Here is a 20270-nt window from a genome sequence, read left to right as displayed (position 1 = left end):
TCGACCGTCATCCTCGGGCTTGTCCCGAGGATCTACTAGCCCTCGGATTTTGCCAGTTCCTCGTCCACGCGGCAGATCCTCGGGACAAGCCCGAGGATGACGCCGGAGTCTTGAGCCACTCACCCATGCGCCACGAACCAGTTGTCGAGACGTGCTTCCAGCGCCTCGACGATGGCCTCGTCGTCCAGTTCCTCGATCACTTCGGCGACGAAGGCCTTGACCAGCAAGCCGCGTGCGGTCTTCTCGTCGATGCCGCGCGCCATCAGGTAGAACAGATGGCTGTGGTCGATCTCGGTGACGGTCGCGCCATGGCCGCAGACAACGTCGTCGGCGAAGATTTCAAGCTCCGGCTTGGTCGAGAACTCGCCGTCATCCGACAGAAGCAGCGTGTTGCAGGCCATCTTGGCGTTGGTCTTCTGCGCATATTGGTGGACGTTGATGCGGCCCTGGAAGACGCCGCGCGCCTTGCCGGTCACCACGTTGCGGATGACTTCGGTCGACGCAGTATGCGGCACGGCATGGTCGAGCACCATGGTGACGTCGGTATGGGTGTCGCCGGCGAGCAGATTGATGCCGCGCAGCGTGAATTCGGCGCCCTCGCCGGTCGTCTTCACAACGACCTCCTGGCGGACCAGCTTGCCGCCGGCATTCATCACGAACAGCGTCAGTTTCGAATTCTTGCCGAGATGCGCCTTGAACTGGGCGAGATGCGTTGCCGTATCCGGCTGCTCCTGCACGACCAGCCATGTCACCTCGGCGCCCTCGCCAAGCACAAGCTGGCTGACCGAACTGACCAGCGCCGCCCCCTCGCCTGCCTGGCGTTCGACGATGACAGCATTGGCGCCGGCACCGACACGGATGGTCAGGCGTACATGCGTCTGGCCACCGGCCTGCAAATTCTGCAGTTCGAGCGGCTTTTCCAGTTGGGTACCGTCAGCGATGTCGACGAAATAGCCGTCGGCAACAAAGGCAGTGTTCAGCGCGCCTATGGCGTCGTCGCTGCCATAGGAATCCAACCCAGGTGCTGCGCTGCCGTCGGTCAGCTTCTCCGACAGGCGCTGCACGACAACGCCTTCGATATCGGGCAGTTTCGTACTCGAAACGCCGTTCAGCACCGGCAAAACGCTGGAGCCTTCGACGATCGGCGCAATGGCTTTCGCGACCGCTGCCGGATCGAAGTCCGGCACCGAGGTCAGCAGCCGGCGCAGGTCCGTATAATGCCAGGATTCGATGCGCCGCGTCGGCAGGCCGCTCTTGATCGCCTCAATGGCGTCGTCGCGCTTCAGCATCACCGCGCCGTCGCCGGGCAGCAGCGACAGCCGCTCGCCAAAGGCGTCGATCAGCGCCGTTTCGGCCAATGTTCGCTGGGGTGTCGTGTGCATATTCATCAGTATCGCCTTGTTTGGCTTGCCTTCCGGGCCTGCTGGCATCTCACGCGGCTTGCCCGATCACGCCGGCATAGCCATTGGCCTCGAGGTCGAGCGCCAGCGACTTGTCGCCCGACTTGATCACCTGGCCCCTGTAGAGCACGTGCACCGTATCCGGCACGATGTATTGGAGCAGGCGCTGGTAGTGGGTGATGACGACGATGGCCCGGTCCGGCGAGCGCAGCGTGTTGACGCCGTCCGCGACGATCTTCAACGCGTCGATGTCGAGCCCGGAATCGGTCTCGTCGAGGACACACAGCTTCGGCTCCAGCAGCTTCATCTGCAGGATCTCCGCGCGCTTCTTCTCGCCGCCGGAAAAGCCGACATTGAGCGGCCGCTTCAGCATCGCCATGTCCATGTTGAGCGAGGCCGCCGCTTCCTTCACGCGCTTGAGGAATTCCGGGATTTTTAGCGGTTCCTGGCCGCGCGCCTTGCGCTGCTCGTTCATCGCAACTTTCAGGAATTCCATGGTCGCCACGCCCGGTATCTCCATAGGATACTGGAAGGCGAGGAAGATGCCCGCGGTAGCGCGCTCGGCCGGATCCATTTCGAGGATCGACTGGCCGTTGTAGAGGATGTCGCCTTCGGTGACCTCATAGTCCTCGCGGCCGGCAAGGATGTAGGACAAGGTCGATTTCCCCGAGCCGTTCGGACCCATGATGGCGGCAACCTCGCCGGCCCTGACCGTCAGGTTCAGGCCGCGAATGATCTCGGTGCCGTCATCGACGATACGGGCATGGAGGTTTCTGATTTCAAGCATTTTTTTCTTTCCTGAAAATTCTTGTCCGGTCAGCCGACCGAGCCCTCAAGGCTAATCCCGATCAGCTTCTGCGCCTCGACCGCGAACTCCATCGGCAGTTGCTGGATGACGTCCTTGACAAAGCCGTTGACGATCAGCGCGATCGCCTCTTCTTCCGGGATGCCGCGCTGCATGACGTAGAATTTCTGGTCCTCGGAAATCTTCGAGGTGGTGGCTTCGTGCTCGAACTGCGCCGTCGAATTCTTGGCTTCCATGTAGGGCACGGTGTGTGCGCCGCATTGGTCGCCGATCAGCAGGGAATCGCAATTGGTGAAGTTGCGGGCGTTGGTCGCCTTGCGGTGCGCCGATACCTGGCCGCGATAGGTGTTTTGCGAGAAGCCGGCGGCAATGCCCTTGGAGATGATGCGGCTCGACGTGTTCTTGCCGAGATGGATCATCTTGGTGCCGCTGTCGACCTGCTGGTAGCCGTTCGAGACGGCGATCGAATAGAACTCGCCGCTGGAATCGTCGCCGCGCAGGATGCAGCTCGGATATTTCCAGGTGATAGCCGAGCCGGTCTCGACCTGCGTCCACGAAATCTTCGAACGATGGCCACGGCAGTCGCCGCGCTTGGTGACGAAATTATAGATGCCGCCCTTGCCCTCGGCATCGCCGGGATACCAGTTCTGCACCGTCGAATATTTGATCTCGGCATCGTCGAGCGCGATCAGCTCGACCACCGCGGCATGAAGCTGGTTCTCGTCGCGTTGCGGCGCCGTGCAGCCTTCGAGATAGGAGACGTAAGCCCCCTCCTCGGCGATGATCAGCGTGCGCTCGAACTGGCCGGTGTTCTTCTCGTTCATGCGGAAATAGGTCGACAGTTCCATCGGGCAGCGCACGCCCTTGGGCACGAAGACGAAGGAACCGTCGGTGAACACGGCCGAATTCAGCGTCGCGTAGAAATTGTCGGAGGTCGGCACGACCGAGCCGAGATATTTCTTCACCAGTTCCGGATGCTCGCGGATGGCTTCCGAGATCGAGCAGAAGATAACGCCGGCCTGCGCCAGTTCCTTCTTGAAGGTGGTGACGACGGAGACCGAATCGAACACCGCGTCGACGGCGACGCGGCCCGACTTGTAGACGTTGTCGCTGGCTTCCTCGAACTCCGACGCATCGGTCTTCTGCACGCCAGCGAGGATTTCCTGCTCCCGGAGCGGAATGCCGAGCTTCTCATAGACCTTCAGCAGTTCGGGATCGACCTCGCTGAGCGAAGTCGGTCCGGGCGTGCTCTTGGGCGCGGCGTAATAATAGAGATCCTGGAAATCGATTTTGGGATAGTGGACGCGCGCCCATTTCGGCTCGTCCAGCGTCAGCCAGCGGCGATAGGCTTCCAGGCGCCATTCAAGCATCCAGGACGGCTCGTCCTTCTTCGCCGAAATGAAGCGGATAATGTCTTCGCTCAGGCCCTTGGGGGCCTTGTCCATCGCGATTTCGGTCTGGAATCCGTATTTATACTGGTCGACATCGATCTTTCGGACTCGATCGATCGTCTCCTGCACAGCAGGCATCAGCGTTCTCCATCCACGCCGGGGTCAAGGCCCGGCAGTTTTCAAACTATGGCACCGCAAACGAGCACCCTTGGACACCCGAGGCAGCGTAAGTTTCATATAGTGCGTTCATGCCGGAAATTCACCCGGCCAAATGCGAACGCACGGCTCTACCAGGCCACAAGGGCCCAAATATTCCGTTGCCGCGCTCAGGCGGCCTTTTCCCTGTTTGCCCGCCGCGCGACGATCGTCGCCAGCGCCGAACGAAACAGCTCGATGTCTTCAGCGCTGGTCGCGTGGCCGATGGACACGCGCAGCGCGCCAAGGCCGTCGCCGTAACCCATGGCTTTCAGCACGTGACTCGGCCCGACTTTGCCCGACGAACAGGCCGATCCGGCCGACAGCGCCACGCCGGCCAGGTCGAAAGCGATCTGCGCCGTCTCGGCCTTGATGCCGGGAATAGCGAAGAACATGGTGTTGGCAAGCCTCGGAGCGCCGGTCCCGAAGATTTCGGCGTCTGGCACCTGCGTTTTCACCATCGCCTCGACTTCGTCGCGGCGCTGCCGCACCGCATCGATCGTTTGCAACCCGGCAAGCGCCTCGCGCGCCGCCGCGCCAAACCCAGCAATCGCCGCCAGGTTTTCAGTGCCGCCGCGATGGCCTTTCTCCTGGCCGCCGCCGCTGACCAGCGGTTTCGGCATCATCAAGTCCGACGCCGCGACAATGGCGCCGACGCCCTTGGGGCCGCCGATCTTGTGCGAGGAGAGAATCAAATAGTCTGCGTAACCCGCTGACATATCGAGCGGAATGCGGCCGGCCGCCTGCACCGCATCGACAACCAGGATGCCACCCGCCGCCTTGACGATTTCGGCAACGCGGCCAATCGGCTGGATCACGCCGGTCTCGTTGTTGGCGGCGTGGATCGCGACTAGCGGCAAACCGTCGGCCTTGTCATGCGCACTAAGTGCTGACGCCAAGGTGTCGAGCTTGGCGATGCCGTCGGCATCGACGCCGATCCGCGTTACCTGCCCCGCGGGGAAGCGCCCGCCATTGAGCAGGCAGGGATGGTCAGCCTCGGACACGTAAAGCCGGCTCATGCGGACGGCGCCGCGCCCCATCTGCCAGTCCGGCGTCAGCAGCGTCGAGGCCGCTTCCGTCGCGCCAGAGGTGAATACGACATGCTCGGCTTTGGCGCTGACCAGTCGCGCCACGTCGCGCCTGGCGTCTTCGATCAGCCGCCGCGCAGCGCGGCCCTCGGCATGGACCGAGGACGGGTTGGCGGCGATGTCGAGCGCAGCGACCACCGCCGCGCGCGCCGAGGCAAGCAGCGTCACGCTGGCGTTGTAGTCGAGATAGGCGCGTGCTCCGGCCATTTCCGTCCAACTGGTCCCTTCAAAAGCCGTTCCGCGAAGATAGCGCGTTATTTCCTTGAAATTGCAAGGCAAGACGTCCTATTTACGCGGCTTGCGGCGTGGGTGGCCGAGCCACAGCTTTTGGCCGCCCAGTTTTGAACAATTCTAAACTAGCTTCTAGAAAGACGCTCGCCCTGCGTCAAGGCCTAGGGAAAGTTGTTCCGGGCGCCGCGCAATTTATGCCAAGTGGAGTATTTCATGCCTGAGGTCATTTTCACCGGTCCGGCCGGCCGCCTGGAGGGTCGCTATCAGCCCTCGAAGGAAAAGAGCGCGCCGATTGCCATCGTCCTGCACCCGCACCCCCAGTTCGGCGGGACGATGAACAACAAGATCGTCTACGACCTCTTCTACATGTTCCAGAAGCGCAATTTCACCACGCTGCGCTTCAATTTCCGCGGCATCGGCCGCAGCCAGGGCGAGTTCGACCACGGCACCGGTGAGTTGTCCGACGCCGCCGCGGCGCTCGACTGGGTGCAGTCGCTGCATCCGGATTCCAAGAGTTGCTGGGTTGCCGGCTATTCGTTCGGCTCGTGGATCGGCATGCAGCTTCTCATGCGCCGGCCCGAGATCGAGGGCTTTATCTCGGTCGCGCCGCAGCCCAATACCTATGATTTCTCGTTCCTGGCGCCATGCCCGTCGTCCGGCCTGATCATCCATGGCGATGCCGACAAGGTCGCGCCGCCCAAGGACGTGCAGGGCCTGGTCGACAAGCTGCACACGCAAAAGGGCATTACCATCACCCAGAAGACCTTGCCCGGCGCCAACCATTTCTTTGCCAACCATGCGGAGCTTCTGATCGAGGAATGCGCGGACTATCTCGATCGCCGGCTGGCCGGGGAACTGTCCGACCCACGGCCGAAGCGGCTGAGATAATCGGCGATGTACCAACCACCTCACTTTCAGGAAACACGGCCGGACGTCCTGCACGGGCTGATCCGGGCGCATCCGCTTGGCCTGCTGGTGTCGAACGGCACCGAGGGGCCGGTCGCCAACGCAATTCCCTTTCTTCTAGACGCGCCCTCCCTGCTCAACGCGGATGTGCCGCCGAATGGCAGGCTGCGCACACATCTGGCGAAAGCCAATCCGCAATGGCGGCTTTTGGCCGACAATCCCCTGGCGCCGGTGCTGGTCGTCTTCCAGGGCGCCGACGCCTATGTGACGCCGTCCTGGTATGAGACCAAGCGTGAAACCGGCAAAGTGGTACCGACCTGGAACTACGCCATCGTCCAGGTGCGCGGCATCGTCACGGTGATCGAAGACCAGGATTGGCTGGCCGAGCAGATTTCCGATCTGACGATGTCGCAGGAGGGCAACCGCTCGGCGCCATGGGCGGTAACCGACGCGCCGGCGCCCTTCATCCAGTCGCAGATCAAGGGGATCGTCGGCCTGGAAATCGAAATCACCGAAATCAGCGGCAAATGGAAAGTCAGCCAGAACCGCCCGGCCGCCGACCGCGTCGGTGTCGCCGAGGGGCTCGAGAGCGAGACTGCCGATTCGGCCGACATGGTCCGGCTGGTAAGGTCCTACGGCGGGCTGGACGGCAAGTAATCTGGATTGCTTGCTCGACCGGTTTCAGGCCGGTCGTGGGCTCAATCGACCTTGGTCATCGCCGCCTTTCGCTCGTTGGCGATCAGCCAGAGATTGCGGATATAGATCAACAGGCCCATGGCCTGGCCGGCGATGAACACCGGATCCTGACGCTGGATGGCGTAGATCAGCAGCAGGCCACCGCCGAACAGCGAAAAGAACCAGAAGGCGATCGGCACGACGCTGCGCTTGGCCTTTTCCGACGCCACCCACTGCACCAGAAAGCGCATGGTGAAGAAGAACTGGGCGACGAAGCCGAGCAGAACCCAGGCATCGAATTGCTTGACGAAAACATCGTGAAGCCAGGTCGCCAATTCCTGAAGCACGTTACCCATGCTTGATTTCCTCTACTTTGGGCATTCTGCGGCGCCTGCGGCGCAGCCACCAGACGCCGGCAAGATCGAGCACGCCCTGAAGGCCGCGATCGAAGATGCCGTAATTCGATTTGCCGTGACGGCGGGAGCGGTCGACGACGTCGCAATGGACGACGCGGTAGCCCTCCTGGATGACCAGCGCCGGAACAAAGCGGTGGGTGCCGTCGAAGAACGGCAATTTCCGCAAGATGTCGGTGTGGATCGCCTTGAGGCCGCAACCGGTATCCCGCGTCTCGTCGTGCAGGATGGCTTTTCTCAGCCCGTTAGCGAAACGCGACGCCAGTTGCTTGATCTTGCTGTCGCGGCGCTTCAGACGCTGTCCCTGCGCGGCCCCGACTTCGGGACCAGCCTGCCGCAGCGCGTCGATCAACACTGGGATATAACCGGGGTCGTTCTGACCGTCGCCGTCGATGGTGGCGACGATATCGCCGCGCGCCGCCCAGGCGCCTGAACGCACCGAAAGCGACTGTCCGGCGGATTTTTCATGCCTGAGATGGCGCAGCGGAAACCGGCGAAGCGCTGCTTCTGCGGCAAGCACCGAAGGCGTATCGTCGGTCGAGCCATCGTCGACGACAATGACTTCGAAGTCGCGCCCGGCCATGGCAATGCCGATCTCGTCGAGCAGAAGCGGCAGGTTCGCCGCCTCGTTCCGGCAAGGAATGACGATGGATATCTCCGGCATCTCGACTCTGTCACAGGATATGGCATTCGATCGATGCCGCGCGGTCCAGAGGAAGAGCCCCGCTGGCGCGGCGCCTCATTACGCCAGCCGAAACAATGACGCAAGCAGGCCGCACTCTATCCGCGCCGACGCGAAAATCGGATTCCACTTTTGCTGATCGCACAAAGCCATCCGAAGCGCGATCGGACGCAAAACCGGATTCCACTTTTGCTGATCGCGCTTGAGTGCTAAACGCCCGCCTTCATGCATAGCCGGGCCGCGTTCGGCCGGAAGCTTTTCGGGAAAGAAAATGTCCGCCTTCAAATCCGATTTCCTGCGCACCATGAGCGAGCGCGGTTTCATCCACCAGACCTCGGACGATGCCGGCCTCGACCAGCTTTTCGCCACGGAAACGGTGAGCGCCTATATCGGCTTCGACGCCACCGCGAGGAGCCTGCATGCCGGGTCGCTGATCCAGATCATGATGCTTTACTGGCTGCAGCAGACCGGCCACCGGCCGATCGCGCTGATGGGCGGCGGCACCTCGATGATCGGCGATCCGTCGTTCAAGGACGAGGCGCGCAAGCTTTTGACGCCGCGGGACATCGAGGACAATCTCGCCGGCATCCGCCGCAACTTCACGCCTTACCTCAAATTCGGCAGCGGCCCGAACGACGCCGTCATGATCAACAATGCTGACTGGCTGATGGACATCAACTACGTCAATTTCCTGCGCGATGTCGGCCGGCATTTTTCGGTCAACCGAATGCTGGCCTTCGATTCGGTCAAGCTCCGGCTGGATCGCGAGCAGTCGCTGTCGTTCCTAGAATTCAACTACATGATCCTGCAGGCCTACGACTTCGTCGAGCTCTACAAACGCCTCGGCTGCCGGCTGCAGATGGGCGGCTCCGACCAGTGGGGCAACATCGTCAATGGCATCGATCTCGGCCATCGCATGGAAGGCGCGCAGCTTTATGCGCTGACGACGCCGCTGCTCACCACCTCCTCCGGCGCCAAGATGGGCAAGTCGGCCTCGGGCGCGGTCTGGCTCGATGCGGAGATGCTGAGCCCCTACGAGTTCTGGCAATACTGGCGCAACACCGAGGATGCCGATGTCGGCCGTTTCCTGAAGCTCTACACGACCTTGCCGCTCGCCGAGATCGCACGTCTCGAACGGCTCGGCGGCTCGGAGATCAACGAAGCCAAGAAGATCCTCGCCACCGAAATCACCGCCATGCTGCATGGCCGCGAGGCGGCGGAGGAGGCCAGCGAAACGGCGCGTAAGACGTTCGAAGAAGGGGCGCTCGCCGAAACACTGCCGACCGTCGAGGTGGGCAGGGCCGATCTTGAAGCCGGCGTCGGCATATTGTCGCTGTTCGTCACCGCCGGGCTGGCTGGGTCGAACGGCGAGGCACGGCGGCATATCCAGGGCGGCGCCGTGCGCCTCAACGACCAGCCGGTTTCCGACGATCGCAGGATGGTGACGCTGCAGGACCTTGGCCCGGAAAACGTCGCAAAGCTATCGCTCGGCAAGAAGAAGCACGTTCTGGTGCGGCCGGTTTGACGCTCAAAGTTGCTGTCGGCGAAGGATCACTGCAGAGCGATTTTATTCCGAGCCATCGCCGCCTACCTTACCCCGCCTCAGCGATACTCGAAGATCGACCGGAATATCCCGGGCGCGATTACCGATAGCGGATTGACGTCGAGGATTGGCTTGTTGGCGTTGCCCCTGAGTCTGTAGGTGACGCCGATCAGGCCGCGGTCGCGTCCGTTGCCGAGCAGCGCGCCGATCAGCGGCAGTTCGCCGAAGATGCGGTTTACGCCGTAGGCCGGCATGAACGTGCCGGTCATGTCCATGTTGTTGTTCTGGTCGTAGAGCGTGCCCTGGAAGGTGGTGCCGATGCGCGAGCCGCGCAGCACGCCGTTGCGCAGCTTGAGATAGCCGCTGCCCTTGTCGATCTCGCTGAAACCGCGCTCGAACTTCACCCTCGACGTGTCGAGATTGCCTTTGACCGCCTCGTTGAGGCTGCGGCTGTCGCCGGCCGGCGTCGTCGATACGATCGAGGCGAGCTTCGGCTCGTTGACGACAAAGAAGTTCTTGGCGTCGACCTGGCCTTTCATCGGACCGTCGCCGGCCCCGGTGAGCGCCAGCGTGATCGAGCCGCCTTCCATATGCTCGTAGATGTTGAGGAAGCGTAGTATGGCGCCGGCGTCGGCCGACTTCATGTTGAGCGTTCGCAGGCCGTCGCCGGTCGTGTTGCTGACAGTAATCGCGGCTCCCGAACTTGCGGTGGCGCTCACCCTGAGCCCGTTTACCCTGGAGCCGGCGGCGCTGTAGTCGAGCTTCAGATTCGACAGCACCTCGTCATGGAAGCCGGTCAGGGAGCTGACGTCGGCGCTGACCGAGATCGTATCGACGCCGGTGGTCTTGGTGGCGGTATCGACGTCGGACGTGAATTGCTTGATCAGCGAGCGTGCGTCCAGCGCGCTGCCGCTGACCTCGACCGCATAGGCCTTGCCTGACCGCTTCACCGAGACGGCGACGTCGTCGCCCCTGTTCAACGTGACCTTGCTGAACCGGGCCGAGGACAAGGCTCCGTTGACCAGCACCGCGCTGCCGTCGATGGAGAAGGTCTTGCCGTCGAGTTCGAAATTGGACAGCGTCGTGGTGTCGCCGGTCTTCGTCATGGCGAAGACGACCTTGGCGGGAATGCCGGGCCCCTTGCTCCAGCCAGCCCAGGGAATGTCCAGCCTGGCATTGGTCAGGTCGGCCGACACGTTCTGGTTGCCGGTGCCACTCTTGTCGATCGCCACCTTGATGGTTCCGGAAAGCAGCGTCGACAGGCCAGGCATGGCGATGGCGCGCGTCTTGTCGTCGAGCACCAGCGCCACTTTGCGGCTGCGCGGCGGGCCGCCATCCCTGAGCGGCTCAATCAGGTCGAGTTCGGCCGGAATGCCGTTGAGCAGTGCCTTGGCCGAGATCACCGCCCGGTCGGGCGCGACCGTGATCGAGCCGTCGGCATGGCTGACCGTCTGGCCCTCGAACGGCTTGCCCAGCGACAGATCCTTGTAATCGAGCGCCACCAGCCAATCCAGTTTGGACGAGTCGACACCGGACTGCAGCGGAATATCGGCCTTGACGTGGCCGGTCACCGTGCCGGACAGGTCGTCCGGCAGCAGGCCGACATGGCGCATGGCGTTGATCGGGTCAAACGATGCCAGTTCGGCGATTGCCGGCGCCTCGCCGGCGACATCGATGTCGAGCGCGCCGATCACCGGCGGATGGTTCGCCGCCTTGACGGTGAGCGTGCCGTTGCTCGCCGCCACGGTGCGGCCGCTCGGCATATAGACGCTGCCCGAGGACAGCGCGACGTCGACGTCGTTGCCGTGGAAGCCGACGACGCCGACGGCATCGCGGATCGGCGGAATGCGGCCGGCCGTGTCGAAGCGCGATCCTTCGACCTGGAACCGGCCGAACACTTCATCGGCTGAAAGCGGCACGCCGTTGCCGAGCCGCCCGGGTACGACCTGGAACTGCAGGCTGCCATCGACGACGCGGCCGCCGAACAGGTTCTTAAGCACCCACAGCCTGGCATTGCGCGCCGAAAACCATGGCCATAATTGCTTGACGTGCGAGACCGGCATGTCGTGGACGTTGAGCGCCACCGATATGCCCGGCGCCTGGTTGGCGACGAATGCAACCGAAGCCGTGCCCAGCACTTCGCTGCCCGGGCCGGACCGGACGCCGATCTGCTCGGCGACCAGCTTTTGGCTCGTCGGCTGGTAGACGCCTGCAATACGGGCAATGAAGCTGAGCGCCGGCTCCGGCGAATCCGAAGGCGCCAGGGTCGAACCGTCGCTGGTCAGGTCGTAACGATAGGATGGCTCCTCGCCCGCTGTGCCGGTAACCGGCTTCGGCCCGATCGAACCGGCGAAATCGAAGGTCGAGCGGCCGGTCTTCACCAGCAAGCTGTCGACCTGGATCTTGTTCGAGCCGGCGACGAGCGTCGCATCGAGATCGATGTCGGCCGGGAGCAGGCCGCGCGAACCGAGATCGAGCACCGACCCGGTCAGCGACAGGGCAGCGGTCAGCCGCGAGCCGTTGTCGCCGGCTCCTTCCGACCCCGTCAGCTTCAAGGCGATCGCGCCCAATTTGCCACCTGCTGCCGCAGCGTCGGCATCCGCCGCCAGGATACTGGCGTCCAGCGTGGTGATGCGTCGCGTCGCCGGATCGCGGGTGGCGGAAGCGGCGATGGTAAGCGCCCTGCCGTCGACATCGGCGTCGGATGAAAACTCCATGCTTCCCGGTCCCGACTGCGAGACGGAGGCGTCGGCGATGGTGACCGACTTGACCGATCCGGTCTCGGGCAGTGCCAGCTCGACATTGCGCAGATCGATCTGGCGCATCGAATCCTCGCGCACCGCATCGAGTGCGCGGTTGAGATTGGCGAAGACGGCGGCGGAAAGTTTTTCCGGATCGATGAGGCCGTCCTGGTTGCGCAGCCCGGCCGTCCAGTCGCCGCCGGACGGCATCGCCGCCATGACGATGTGCGCGTCGGAAATCCGGGCGCTGGTCAGCCGTACCTCGCCCGAAAGCAGCGGGATCAGCCGGATGCCGAAGCGGACCCGGCCGGCATCGGCCATCGGTTTTCCGTCGGCGGTCTTGAGGCTGATGTCGCTCACCTGCAGCGCAATGAAGCTCGACCCGTCAAGCGTCAGCCGGGCCGGCCCGACGGCAACGTCGACATCGAAGCCGGCCAATTTCTCGATTGCCGTTTCGGCTTCCGCGCGAAGCCGCTCCGAGCCGAAGCCGGACACGCCGATCGCATAGACGCCGGCGGCGGCCAGCAGCACAAGGGCGAAGAGGCCGGCAAACAGCCGCGCCATCAAACGAACGCCGCGACCGATCGACGCCTGCCCAAGCGGCGGGACGCGGCACGCGGACGGAAAGGTTCCCAGGTCGGTGATCTCGTCACGCCTGAACCTGATCTTCTCGTGCTGCGGTAGCTCCTGATCCACGCAATCTTCCGTTGAAACGAATTCGATCGTGGACGAATCCCCGCTCGACATTATATCGATGCAGCCTGGCGCGTAACCTCAAACAAGGGCATCGGTATGGCTGACCTCGACGTGGGCGATGTTGCGCCGCAATTCGATCTTCCGCGCGATGGCGGCGGTTCACTCAGCCTCGCCGCACTGCTGGGAAAGCCCATCGTACTCTATTTCTACCCACAGGACGACACCACAAGCTGCACCAACGAGGCGATCGGCTTTTCGCAGTTGAAGCCGGAGTTCGAAAAGGCCGGCGCTGTCGTCATCGGGCTGTCGCCGGACAGCATCAAAAAACATGACAAATTCAAGGCGAAATACGATCTGAGCGTCGACCTTGTCGCCGACGAGGAGCGCAAGGTGATCGAGGCTTACCATTTGTGGGTGGAAAAGAAGCTCTACGGCCGCACCTATATGGGCGTCGAGCGGGCGACGTTCCTGATTGGCCGCGACGGACGCATCGCCAGGATCTGGCGCAATGTCCGCGTCAAGGGGCACGCCGAAGACGTGCTGGAGGCGGTTCGCGCAATTTGAGAGCTGCGGCAGGCCGCTGCAATTCGATACCCGTTTTGCGCGAAGACAAAACTTTGTTAACCCTAATAATGTGTAATCAGGCTCGTCGTTGGTGTCGTAACGAAAGCTTGGTCCCGTGAACGTAGCCAGTCAGTCAGCGGTCTTCGGCAGACGCAAAGAGCCCCACACGGTGATCATCGCCCGGGGCGACCAGATAAGGCATTTCACCATACGCCCGTGGCTTGCGGCATTTTGCGGCTCGGCGCTGGCGGCGATCGTCATTGGCTACCTGCTGGCGACCTCTTATCTGGTGCTGCGTGACGATCTGATCGGCGCCACGACGGCGCGGCAGGCGCGCATGCAGCAGGCCTACGAAGACCGCATCTCGGCACTGCGCAGCCAGGTCGACCGCATCACCAGCCGGCAGCTACTCGATCAACAGCTGATGGAAACCAAGGTCAGCGAGCTGCTGGAACGGCAGAGCCAGCTCAGCCTGCGTCACGGCCGCCTCGGCCCGATCCTCGAACGAGCCGAAAACGAGGTCGCGACGCCGCCCGTTCCGACGGCAAAGCCGGACGAACATGCCGACGCGACCGGCAGCATCCAGCCGACGGCCTATTCCGTCGCCAGCCTTGCCGCCCCGCTTGCCGCTCCTGTGGGCGATGACGACACCAGGCCGTTCTCGCTGTGGTCGACCCGCGCCGATCCGCTGCCGAGCGAAAGCACGGCCGACCGGGCAGACAAGCTCTTCGTTTCGATCAACAACTCGCTGAAGGCCATCGAGAGCCAGCAGCTCACGCGTATCGCGACGCTCGCCGACAATGCCTACAAGAGCGCCGACGCAATCTCGCAGGCGCTCGAGGCCGCCGGCTTGCCGGTCGACAGCGAATTCGAAAAGAGCGATGTCGGCGGGCCACTGATACCGCTCGACAGCTCGTTGGTCTTCGATAGCAAGGTCAAGGAGTTGGACGAAGCACTTGACGCGCTGGATCACCTTAAAAAGGAAGCGCGTCGGCTGCCGCTCGCCAACCCCGCCCCCGGCCATAGCGTCACCAGCCCGTTCGGCGTGCGCACCGACCCCATCCTCGGCACGGCCGCCTTGCATTCCGGCATGGATTTCAGGGCGCCGGTCGGTATGCCTGCCAAGGTCACGGCAGCCGGCGTCGTCGTCAAGGCCGGCTGGAACGGCGGCTACGGCCGCATGGTCGAGGTCGACCACGGCAACGGTTTTGTGACGCGTTACGGGCATCTCAGCGAAATCGACGTCGCCGTCGGCCAGAAGCTCGATGCCGGAGACGTCATCGGCAAGACCGGCAATAGCGGCCGCTCGACCGGCCCGCATCTGCACTACGAGGTTCGCCACAACGGCGAGGCGATCGACCCGCTGCGGTTTTTGACCGTCGGCAAGAAGGTCGAGCGGTACCTCTAGGAGCCCGGCTGCTCCCCAGACGAACCAGCAATTGACCGGCATCGGCCGGCGCAGCCACGCTAGGCAGCCTCGCGTAAGTATCCTCCGGCGACCGCCCTTCGCTCTCTTCTCCCAACAAACATTTCGGCTCCAGCCTTTGATGGCTTGCGCCTCACAGCGTTGACTCGAGCGCGGTTGTAGGATGATATGTATAAGCCTATGCCTTAGCCCAACAGGCTTGTAATGACCGTTCATGGTATCCCGCCTGAAATTCTGAATGCCCTGGAGGGCGCCGTCGGACGAAGCGGCGTGGCTGCCGACGCTGCCGGCATGGCGAAGTATCTTGGGGACTGGTCCGGGGATCATCGCGGCGGAGCCCTTGCGGTGCTGAAGCCTGCTTCGGTCAGCGAAGTCCAGGCCGTGGTGCGGCTCTGCGGTACGCTCGGGCTCGGAATCATCCCGCAAGGCGGGAACACAGGGCTGGTGGCGGGCGCGATCGACATCGACAGCCGTGGCGCGGTTGTCGTCAGTCTGGAGCGGTTGAACGGCATCCGTCTCGTCGACGCCGACAATTTCATCCTGCAGGCCGACGCCGGCTGCATCCTGCAGCACATCAAGGATGCGGCAGAGGCACAGGATTGCCTGTTTCCGCTGGCGCTCGGCGCGCAGGGAAGCTGCCAGATCGGCGGCAATGCGGCCAGCAATGCCGGCGGCACCAACGTGCTGCGCTATGGCATGGCGCGCGATCTCATCCTCGGCCTCGAAGTCGTCCTGCCCGACGGCGAGTTGTGGAGCGGCTTTTCCGGCCTGCGCAAGGACAATCGCGGCTACGACCTGAAGCAGCTCTTCATCGGCAGCGAAGGAACGCTCGGCATCATCACCGGCGTCGAGCTCAAGCTGTTCCCGAAACCGGCCCGGGTCGAGACCGCCTATCTCGGTCTCGCCTCGTTCGAAGCGGCCATCACCCTGTTCCGGCAGGCTCGCCGGGCATCATCCGATCTGATTTCGGCCTTCGAGATCATCGGTTCGGAGTGCATCGACCTCGCCCGCATGATCGATGCCGACACGGTTTCGCCGGTCGAAGCTCCCGTCCACGTGCTGATCGAACTCTCCGCAAGCGCCGCGGTCGATCTGCACTCCATGCTGGTCGATTTCCTGGCCGGAGCCATGGAGAGCGGCCTGGTTGCCGACGCCGTCCTTGCTGAAAGCATCGCGCAGGCCAGGGCGTTCTGGGCCATTCGCGAGGGTTTGGTCGAGGGCCAGGCAAGACGCGGCTATCATGTGCGCACCGACCTTGCGGTCAGGATATCGGACATCCCTGCCCTCATCGATCAGGCCCGCCAATTCGTGGCGCTGGAACATCCCGGCTGGCTGCCGCAGGCCTATGGCCATGCCGGCGACGGCAATATCCATTTCAACGTCCTGCCACCGCCTGGGCTCGCCGAGCGTGAAGCTCGTGCCCAAGGCGCGGAGATCACCGCCGGACTCTACCAGATCGTCGGCGCGCTTGGCGGCTCGATCAGCGCCGAGCACGGTATCGGCCGCACCCGTCATCGCACTTTCTGGGCCGGCCTGACACCTGCCCATCGCCGGCTCGTCACGGCGCTCAAGAGAACGATCGACCCCCAGGGATCAATGAACCCCGGCTGCCTGCTGCCACCGACGGAGACCTTTCCATGAAGCAAAGACTGGCCGCTATCGGCACGGTGGAGGCGCTGCCGCATCGCGTCGCCGCATTCCTCAGCCGCGAGATCGAATCCGGCGAGCTCAATCCGGGCACGCGGCTGCCGACCGAGCAGCAGCTCTCGGAAAAATTCGGCGTCAGTCGCAATGTGGTGCGCGAGGCGATCGCTCAACTCAGGGCCGATGGCATGATCGAAGCCCGGCAAGGCGTCGGCGCCTTCGTGCTGGCGCCGGAGCAGCGCGCGTCGATCCGGATCGATGGCGAGGCGCTGAAGGCGACCGGGAATATGGAGCGGCTGTTCGAGCTGCGTTGCATACTGGAAGCCGAGTCAGCCGCGCTCGCCGCCGAACGGCGCGGGCAGGAGCACCTCGACGCAATCAAGGCGGCGCTAGACCGGATGAGCGGCGAGGAGCGCTGGGAAGAAGGCAGCATCGACGCCGACCTTTTGTTCCATCGCGAGATCGCGCGGGCGACCGGCAACAATTACATCCACACCTTTATCTCCTTCGTTTGCGAGCAGATCCGCCGCTCGATCCACTACGCCCGCCTCACCAATCCGCTGCACGACCTGGTCGAAATCAATGTCGGGGAGCATGTGCGTATCTACGAGGCGCTGGTCGCGGGCGATCCCACGGCCGCCGAGGCGGCGATGCGCGCCCACATCATCGGCGCCGCCGACCGCGTCGGCGTCAAGCTGCCGGCATCGCGCGCCGCGCACAGCACAGGGAGATAGCCATGCCGCTCGGAGGCGCATATGCGATTTCGGACGTCTGCCTGCTCGTCGAAAACATCGAGCGGACGGTTGAATTCTATGTCGAGAAACTCGGCTTTCGCCTGCGGCGCCGCGCCGAGGGCTTTGCCGACTTCCATGGCGAGGGCGTCACGCTGGCGGCGTGGGAGATCGATCACATCAACCGGCACACCGGCGTCTCGAAGTTGAGGTCGCCGCGCCAGGCGCACAAGGTCTGCATGGCGGTCAGGCTAGACGCGCCCGGCGAGATCGACCGGCTCCATGGCGAACTGGCGGCCAAGGGCGTGCCCTTCTACGGCCCGCCGGAGGATTATGTCTGGAACGCGCGCTGCGCCTATTTCACCGATCCCGACGACACGCTTTGGGAACTATACGCCTGGCTCGACGGCGGCCCCGGCGACTACCACGACGAACAGCCGTAGACGACGCCGCGCCACGGGAACGGCGCGCAACGAAGAGACGCAACAGGAGCGAAAAATGAGTGGGAACAGAGACTACGACATGAACCGGCGCAGCTTCGTGAAAGCCGGCTTCGCCGCCGTCGCGGCAGCTTCGGCCGGAATGCAGCTCGTGCTGACGCCCGGCGCCAGGGCTGCCGGAAAGGTCGTCATCCAGTATGACTGGCTGATGTCCAACGGACAGATCGGCGACATCGCGGCCGTCGCCAACGGCTATTTCAAGGACGTGGGCCTCGAGGTGGAATTCAGCCCCGGCGGCCCCAATGCGGCGACGGTGCCGCCGGTGATTTCGGGCGCCGCACAACTCGGCCAGTTTTCCGAAACACCGCAGCTCTACGCGGCGCGTGCCAGCGGCGTGCCGGTGAAGATCATCGCCTGCGGTTTCCGCACCGGTCCCTATGCCTTCACCTCGAAGCCTGCCAAGCCGATCCGCGGCGTGGCCGACCTCAAGGGCAAGAAGATCGGCATCCAGCCTACGGCGCGCTTCGTCATCGACGAGATCCTGGCCAAGAACGGCATTGATCCGTCCGAGGTCACCGTCGTCAATGTCGGCTTCGACAAGGCGCCGCTGGTGCGCGGCGACGTCGACGCGATTGGCGGATGGATCACCAACACCCAGGCGCTGAGCGTCGTCGGCGACGACAGGATCGATCTTCTGGTGCGCGATCTCGGGCTGAACTCCTATGCCGACGTCTATTTCGCTACCGACACCGCGATCGAACAGGATGCGGAAACGCTGGCGAAATTCATCGGCGCCGTCGCCAAGGGCTGGGGCTGGGTGCACGCCAATCCGCAGGAAGCCGTCAAGAAAATGGTCGAGGCCTATCCGGAAATGGACCTCGGTTGGGAGCAGAAGACGATCAATCTGGTGCTGAAACTTTCCTTCGACGGTGCAACCGCCAAGGACGGATGGGGAACCTTCGATCCCGCCTCGATCGAGGAGCAGCTGGCACTGCTGGACAAGGTCGGCCAATACCCGAACGGCCGGCCCGCGGCAGCCGATGTCTACACCACCAAGATACTCGAATTGTCGGCCCCCGACCGACCCAAGCTCGACGCGCCCGCCGCTTGATGGCGAACGCGATCGAGGCCCGCAGGCTGGATGTCGGCTATGGCGGCCGGCAGCCGATGGTGAAAGTGCTCTCCGGTCTCGACCTGTCGGTCGAGGCCGGCTCCTTCCTGTCGATCCTTGGACCTTCGGGATGCGGCAAGTCGACCTTGCTCCGGGTAGTCGCGGACCTGCTCGATCCGCTCGGCGGCTCGATCAGCGTGCTTGGCGAGACACCGCATGCTGTCCGTTCGCGGCGCGATGTCGGTTTCGTCTTCCAGGACTCGACCCTGCTGCCCTGGCGCACCGTGCGCGACAACGTCCGCCTGCCGCTCGATGTCGGACAGGGACGCCTGACCCGGACAATAGACGATCGAACCGACGAGCTGCTTGATCTGATGGGGCTTGCCGGGTTCGGTGAGCGTCTGCCGCACCAATTGTCCGGCGGCCAGCGCCAGCGCGTGGCGATCGCCCGGGCGCTGCTCGGGCAACCTAGGCTGCTTTTGATGGACGAGCCTTTCGGCGCGCTGGACGAGATCACCCGCGACCGCCTCAACGACGAGCTTTTGTCGTTGTGGCGGCGCACCGGCACGACCATTCTTTTCGTTACTCATTCGATCGCCGAAGCGGCCTATCTCGGAGAACGGGTCATCGTTCTCGCCGCCAACCCGGGCCGCCTGGCCAGGGACCTCGACATGCGGCCGTTCAAGCAGGCGGGCAACCGCTGTTCGCGCGAGGATCCGGCGATCGTTGCCGCGATGGCCGAACTGCGCGGCGCGCTGGAACAGGCCTCATGAGGCAGGCGCCCTTGCCATCGGCGCTGGCCGTCGCCCTGCCCGTTCTTGGCGCGGCTTCGATCCTGCTCGCCTGGCAGTTCCTGCTGCCATGGCTCGGCGTGCCGGCCTATATCGTGCCGACGCCGACGGCCATATCAGGCGTGTTCCGGAAGAGTCTCGCTTTACTGCTCAGCAATCTCTGGCCGACGCTGATCGAGGCACTGGCGGGATTTGTCATCGGCAATCTCGCCGGTGTGCTGCTGGCGGTGGTTTTCGTGCACAGCCGCATCCTGCAGGCCGCCTATTTTCCGGTCGTGCTGTTCTTCAACACCATTCCCATCCTGGCGCTGTCCCCGATTATCATCCTAATCTTCGGGCTCGGCATGACGCCGAAGATCGTGATCGCTGCGGTGATCTGCTTCTTCCCGACGCTGGTCAACATGATCCGCGGGCTGGACTCGGCCAGCGACAACGAGCACGAACTGTTCCGGGTGCTATCGGCTACGCGCTGGGAGATCTTCTGGAGCCTGCGCCTGCCAAGAGCATTGCCGATGCTGTTCTCCTCGCTGAGAATTGCTTCGGCCACGGCCGTGATCGGCGCCATTGTCGGCGAGTGGATCGGGTCGGATAAGGGCCTCGGCGCGCTCATCATCCAGGCGACCTTCAACTATCAGTCGGACCGGCTCTATGCGGCGATCGTGCTGTCGTCTTCGCTGTCGATCGCGCTGTTTGCGATCGTGGTTCTGCTGGAGCGACGTACCATCCGCTACTGACCGTGCAGTTGAGCGGCCATCCGCCGGCTTCGCTCAGCGCGGCTGTCGATTTATTTTTGAATT

19 protein-coding genes are annotated in these 20270 nt (G+C 63.5%); 11 read left to right on the top strand and 8 right to left on the bottom strand.

The annotated features are described in order from the left end of the window. Positions 1-119: 119 nt before the first annotated feature. From sufD to NKH21_RS14725, 4 genes are all read right to left on the bottom strand, one after another. Positions 120-1388: a Fe-S cluster assembly protein SufD gene (sufD, locus tag NKH21_RS14740; RefSeq protein ID WP_352662594.1), complete on the bottom strand. Its 1269-nt coding sequence runs from the start codon at positions 1386-1388 to the stop codon at positions 120-122. Between the two features lie 43 nt (positions 1389-1431). Next, positions 1432-2187, bottom strand: a complete 756-nt coding sequence (gene sufC / locus NKH21_RS14735) for a Fe-S cluster assembly ATPase SufC (RefSeq protein WP_023674687.1) — start codon at positions 2185-2187, stop codon at positions 1432-1434. A gap of 29 nt (positions 2188-2216) precedes the next feature. Further along, on the bottom strand, positions 2217-3734 hold the full coding sequence (gene sufB, locus NKH21_RS14730) for a Fe-S cluster assembly protein SufB (protein ID WP_352662597.1): 1518 nt from the start codon (positions 3732-3734) through the stop codon (positions 2217-2219). 188 nt (positions 3735-3922) lie between these two features. Continuing rightward, positions 3923-5086: a cysteine desulfurase family protein gene (locus NKH21_RS14725; RefSeq protein WP_352662600.1), complete on the bottom strand. Its 1164-nt coding sequence runs from the start codon at positions 5084-5086 to the stop codon at positions 3923-3925. A gap of 237 nt (positions 5087-5323) precedes the next feature. Between NKH21_RS14725 and NKH21_RS14720 the strand changes: the two genes are divergently transcribed. Both NKH21_RS14720 and NKH21_RS14715 read left to right on the top strand, forming a co-directional pair. Beyond that, positions 5324-5998 carry an alpha/beta hydrolase gene (locus tag NKH21_RS14720; protein ID WP_023674683.1) on the top strand — a complete coding sequence of 225 codons (675 nt, stop codon included), beginning with the start codon at positions 5324-5326 and terminating at the stop codon, positions 5996-5998. A 6-nt stretch (positions 5999-6004) separates the two neighbouring features. Next, positions 6005-6673, top strand: coding sequence for an FMN-binding negative transcriptional regulator (locus tag NKH21_RS14715; RefSeq protein ID WP_352865754.1), 669 nt, complete (start codon positions 6005-6007; stop codon positions 6671-6673). Between the two features lie 41 nt (positions 6674-6714). On the opposite strand, the gene NKH21_RS14710 is transcribed toward NKH21_RS14715, so the two are convergent. From NKH21_RS14710 to NKH21_RS14700, 3 genes are all read right to left on the bottom strand, one after another. Beyond that, a complete protein-coding gene (locus tag NKH21_RS14710) occupies positions 6715-7047 on the bottom strand; it encodes a lipid-A-disaccharide synthase N-terminal domain-containing protein (RefSeq protein WP_023674681.1) in 333 nt (110 codons plus the stop codon). Beyond that, a complete protein-coding gene (locus tag NKH21_RS14705) occupies positions 7040-7768 on the bottom strand; it encodes a glycosyltransferase family 2 protein (RefSeq protein WP_352662606.1) in 729 nt (242 codons plus the stop codon). Before NKH21_RS14705 ends, NKH21_RS14710 begins: the two co-directional genes overlap by 8 nt. A gap of 78 nt (positions 7769-7846) precedes the next feature. Beyond that, positions 7847-8071 carry a hypothetical protein gene (locus tag NKH21_RS14700; RefSeq protein ID WP_352865751.1) on the bottom strand — a complete coding sequence of 75 codons (225 nt, stop codon included), beginning with the start codon at positions 8069-8071 and terminating at the stop codon, positions 7847-7849. Here NKH21_RS14700 and tyrS point away from each other — a divergent pair. After that, positions 8058-9311 (top strand): tyrosine--tRNA ligase, encoded by a 1254-nt coding sequence (tyrS, locus tag NKH21_RS14695; RefSeq protein ID WP_352865749.1) that lies wholly within the window; start codon positions 8058-8060, stop codon positions 9309-9311. The genes NKH21_RS14700 and tyrS overlap by 14 nt on opposite strands. 77 nt (positions 9312-9388) lie before the next feature. Here the strand turns inward: tyrS and NKH21_RS14690 are convergent, their stop codons facing one another. Continuing rightward, complete coding sequence (locus tag NKH21_RS14690; RefSeq protein ID WP_352865746.1) at positions 9389-12766, bottom strand: hypothetical protein; 3378 nt, start codon at positions 12764-12766, stop codon at positions 9389-9391. Positions 12767-12862: 96 nt separating this feature from the next. Here NKH21_RS14690 and NKH21_RS14685 point away from each other — a divergent pair, with 96 nt between their 5' ends. The 8 genes from NKH21_RS14685 to NKH21_RS14650 all read left to right on the top strand — a co-directional run bounded on the left by NKH21_RS14685 (position 12863) and on the right by NKH21_RS14650 (position 20207). Beyond that, positions 12863-13330: a peroxiredoxin gene (locus tag NKH21_RS14685; protein ID WP_352566127.1), complete on the top strand. Its 468-nt coding sequence runs from the start codon at positions 12863-12865 to the stop codon at positions 13328-13330. Positions 13331-13445: 115 nt separating this feature from the next. Then, a complete protein-coding gene (locus NKH21_RS14680; protein ID WP_352865743.1) occupies positions 13446-14738 on the top strand; it encodes a M23 family metallopeptidase in 1293 nt (430 codons plus the stop codon). A 222-nt stretch (positions 14739-14960) separates the two neighbouring features. Then, positions 14961-16397 carry an FAD-binding oxidoreductase gene (locus NKH21_RS14675; protein ID WP_352865740.1) on the top strand — a complete coding sequence of 479 codons (1437 nt, stop codon included), beginning with the start codon at positions 14961-14963 and terminating at the stop codon, positions 16395-16397. Then, a complete protein-coding gene (locus NKH21_RS14670; protein WP_352865737.1) occupies positions 16394-17134 on the top strand; it encodes a FadR/GntR family transcriptional regulator in 741 nt (246 codons plus the stop codon). Before NKH21_RS14675 ends, NKH21_RS14670 begins: the two co-directional genes overlap by 4 nt. A 2-nt stretch (positions 17135-17136) precedes the next feature. Then, positions 17137-17574 carry a VOC family protein gene (locus NKH21_RS14665; protein WP_352865735.1) on the top strand — a complete coding sequence of 146 codons (438 nt, stop codon included), beginning with the start codon at positions 17137-17139 and terminating at the stop codon, positions 17572-17574. 79 nt (positions 17575-17653) lie between these two features. Continuing rightward, positions 17654-18682 (top strand): ABC transporter substrate-binding protein, encoded by a 1029-nt coding sequence (locus tag NKH21_RS14660; RefSeq protein ID WP_352865911.1) that lies wholly within the window; start codon positions 17654-17656, stop codon positions 18680-18682. Further along, complete coding sequence (locus NKH21_RS14655) at positions 18682-19455, top strand: ABC transporter ATP-binding protein (protein WP_352662630.1); 774 nt, start codon at positions 18682-18684, stop codon at positions 19453-19455. Before NKH21_RS14660 ends, NKH21_RS14655 begins: the two co-directional genes overlap by 1 nt. Then, positions 19452-20207 carry an ABC transporter permease gene (locus tag NKH21_RS14650; protein ID WP_352865733.1) on the top strand — a complete coding sequence of 252 codons (756 nt, stop codon included), beginning with the start codon at positions 19452-19454 and terminating at the stop codon, positions 20205-20207. The genes NKH21_RS14655 and NKH21_RS14650 overlap by 4 nt, the downstream gene beginning before the upstream one ends. The last annotated feature ends 63 nt before the right edge of the window (positions 20208-20270 follow it).

It is taken from the genome of Mesorhizobium sp. M1329 (genome assembly GCF_040318035.1).
Lineage (GTDB): Bacteria > Pseudomonadota > Alphaproteobacteria > Rhizobiales > Rhizobiaceae > Mesorhizobium.
This window is presented reverse-complemented; position numbering and strand designations above follow the sequence as displayed.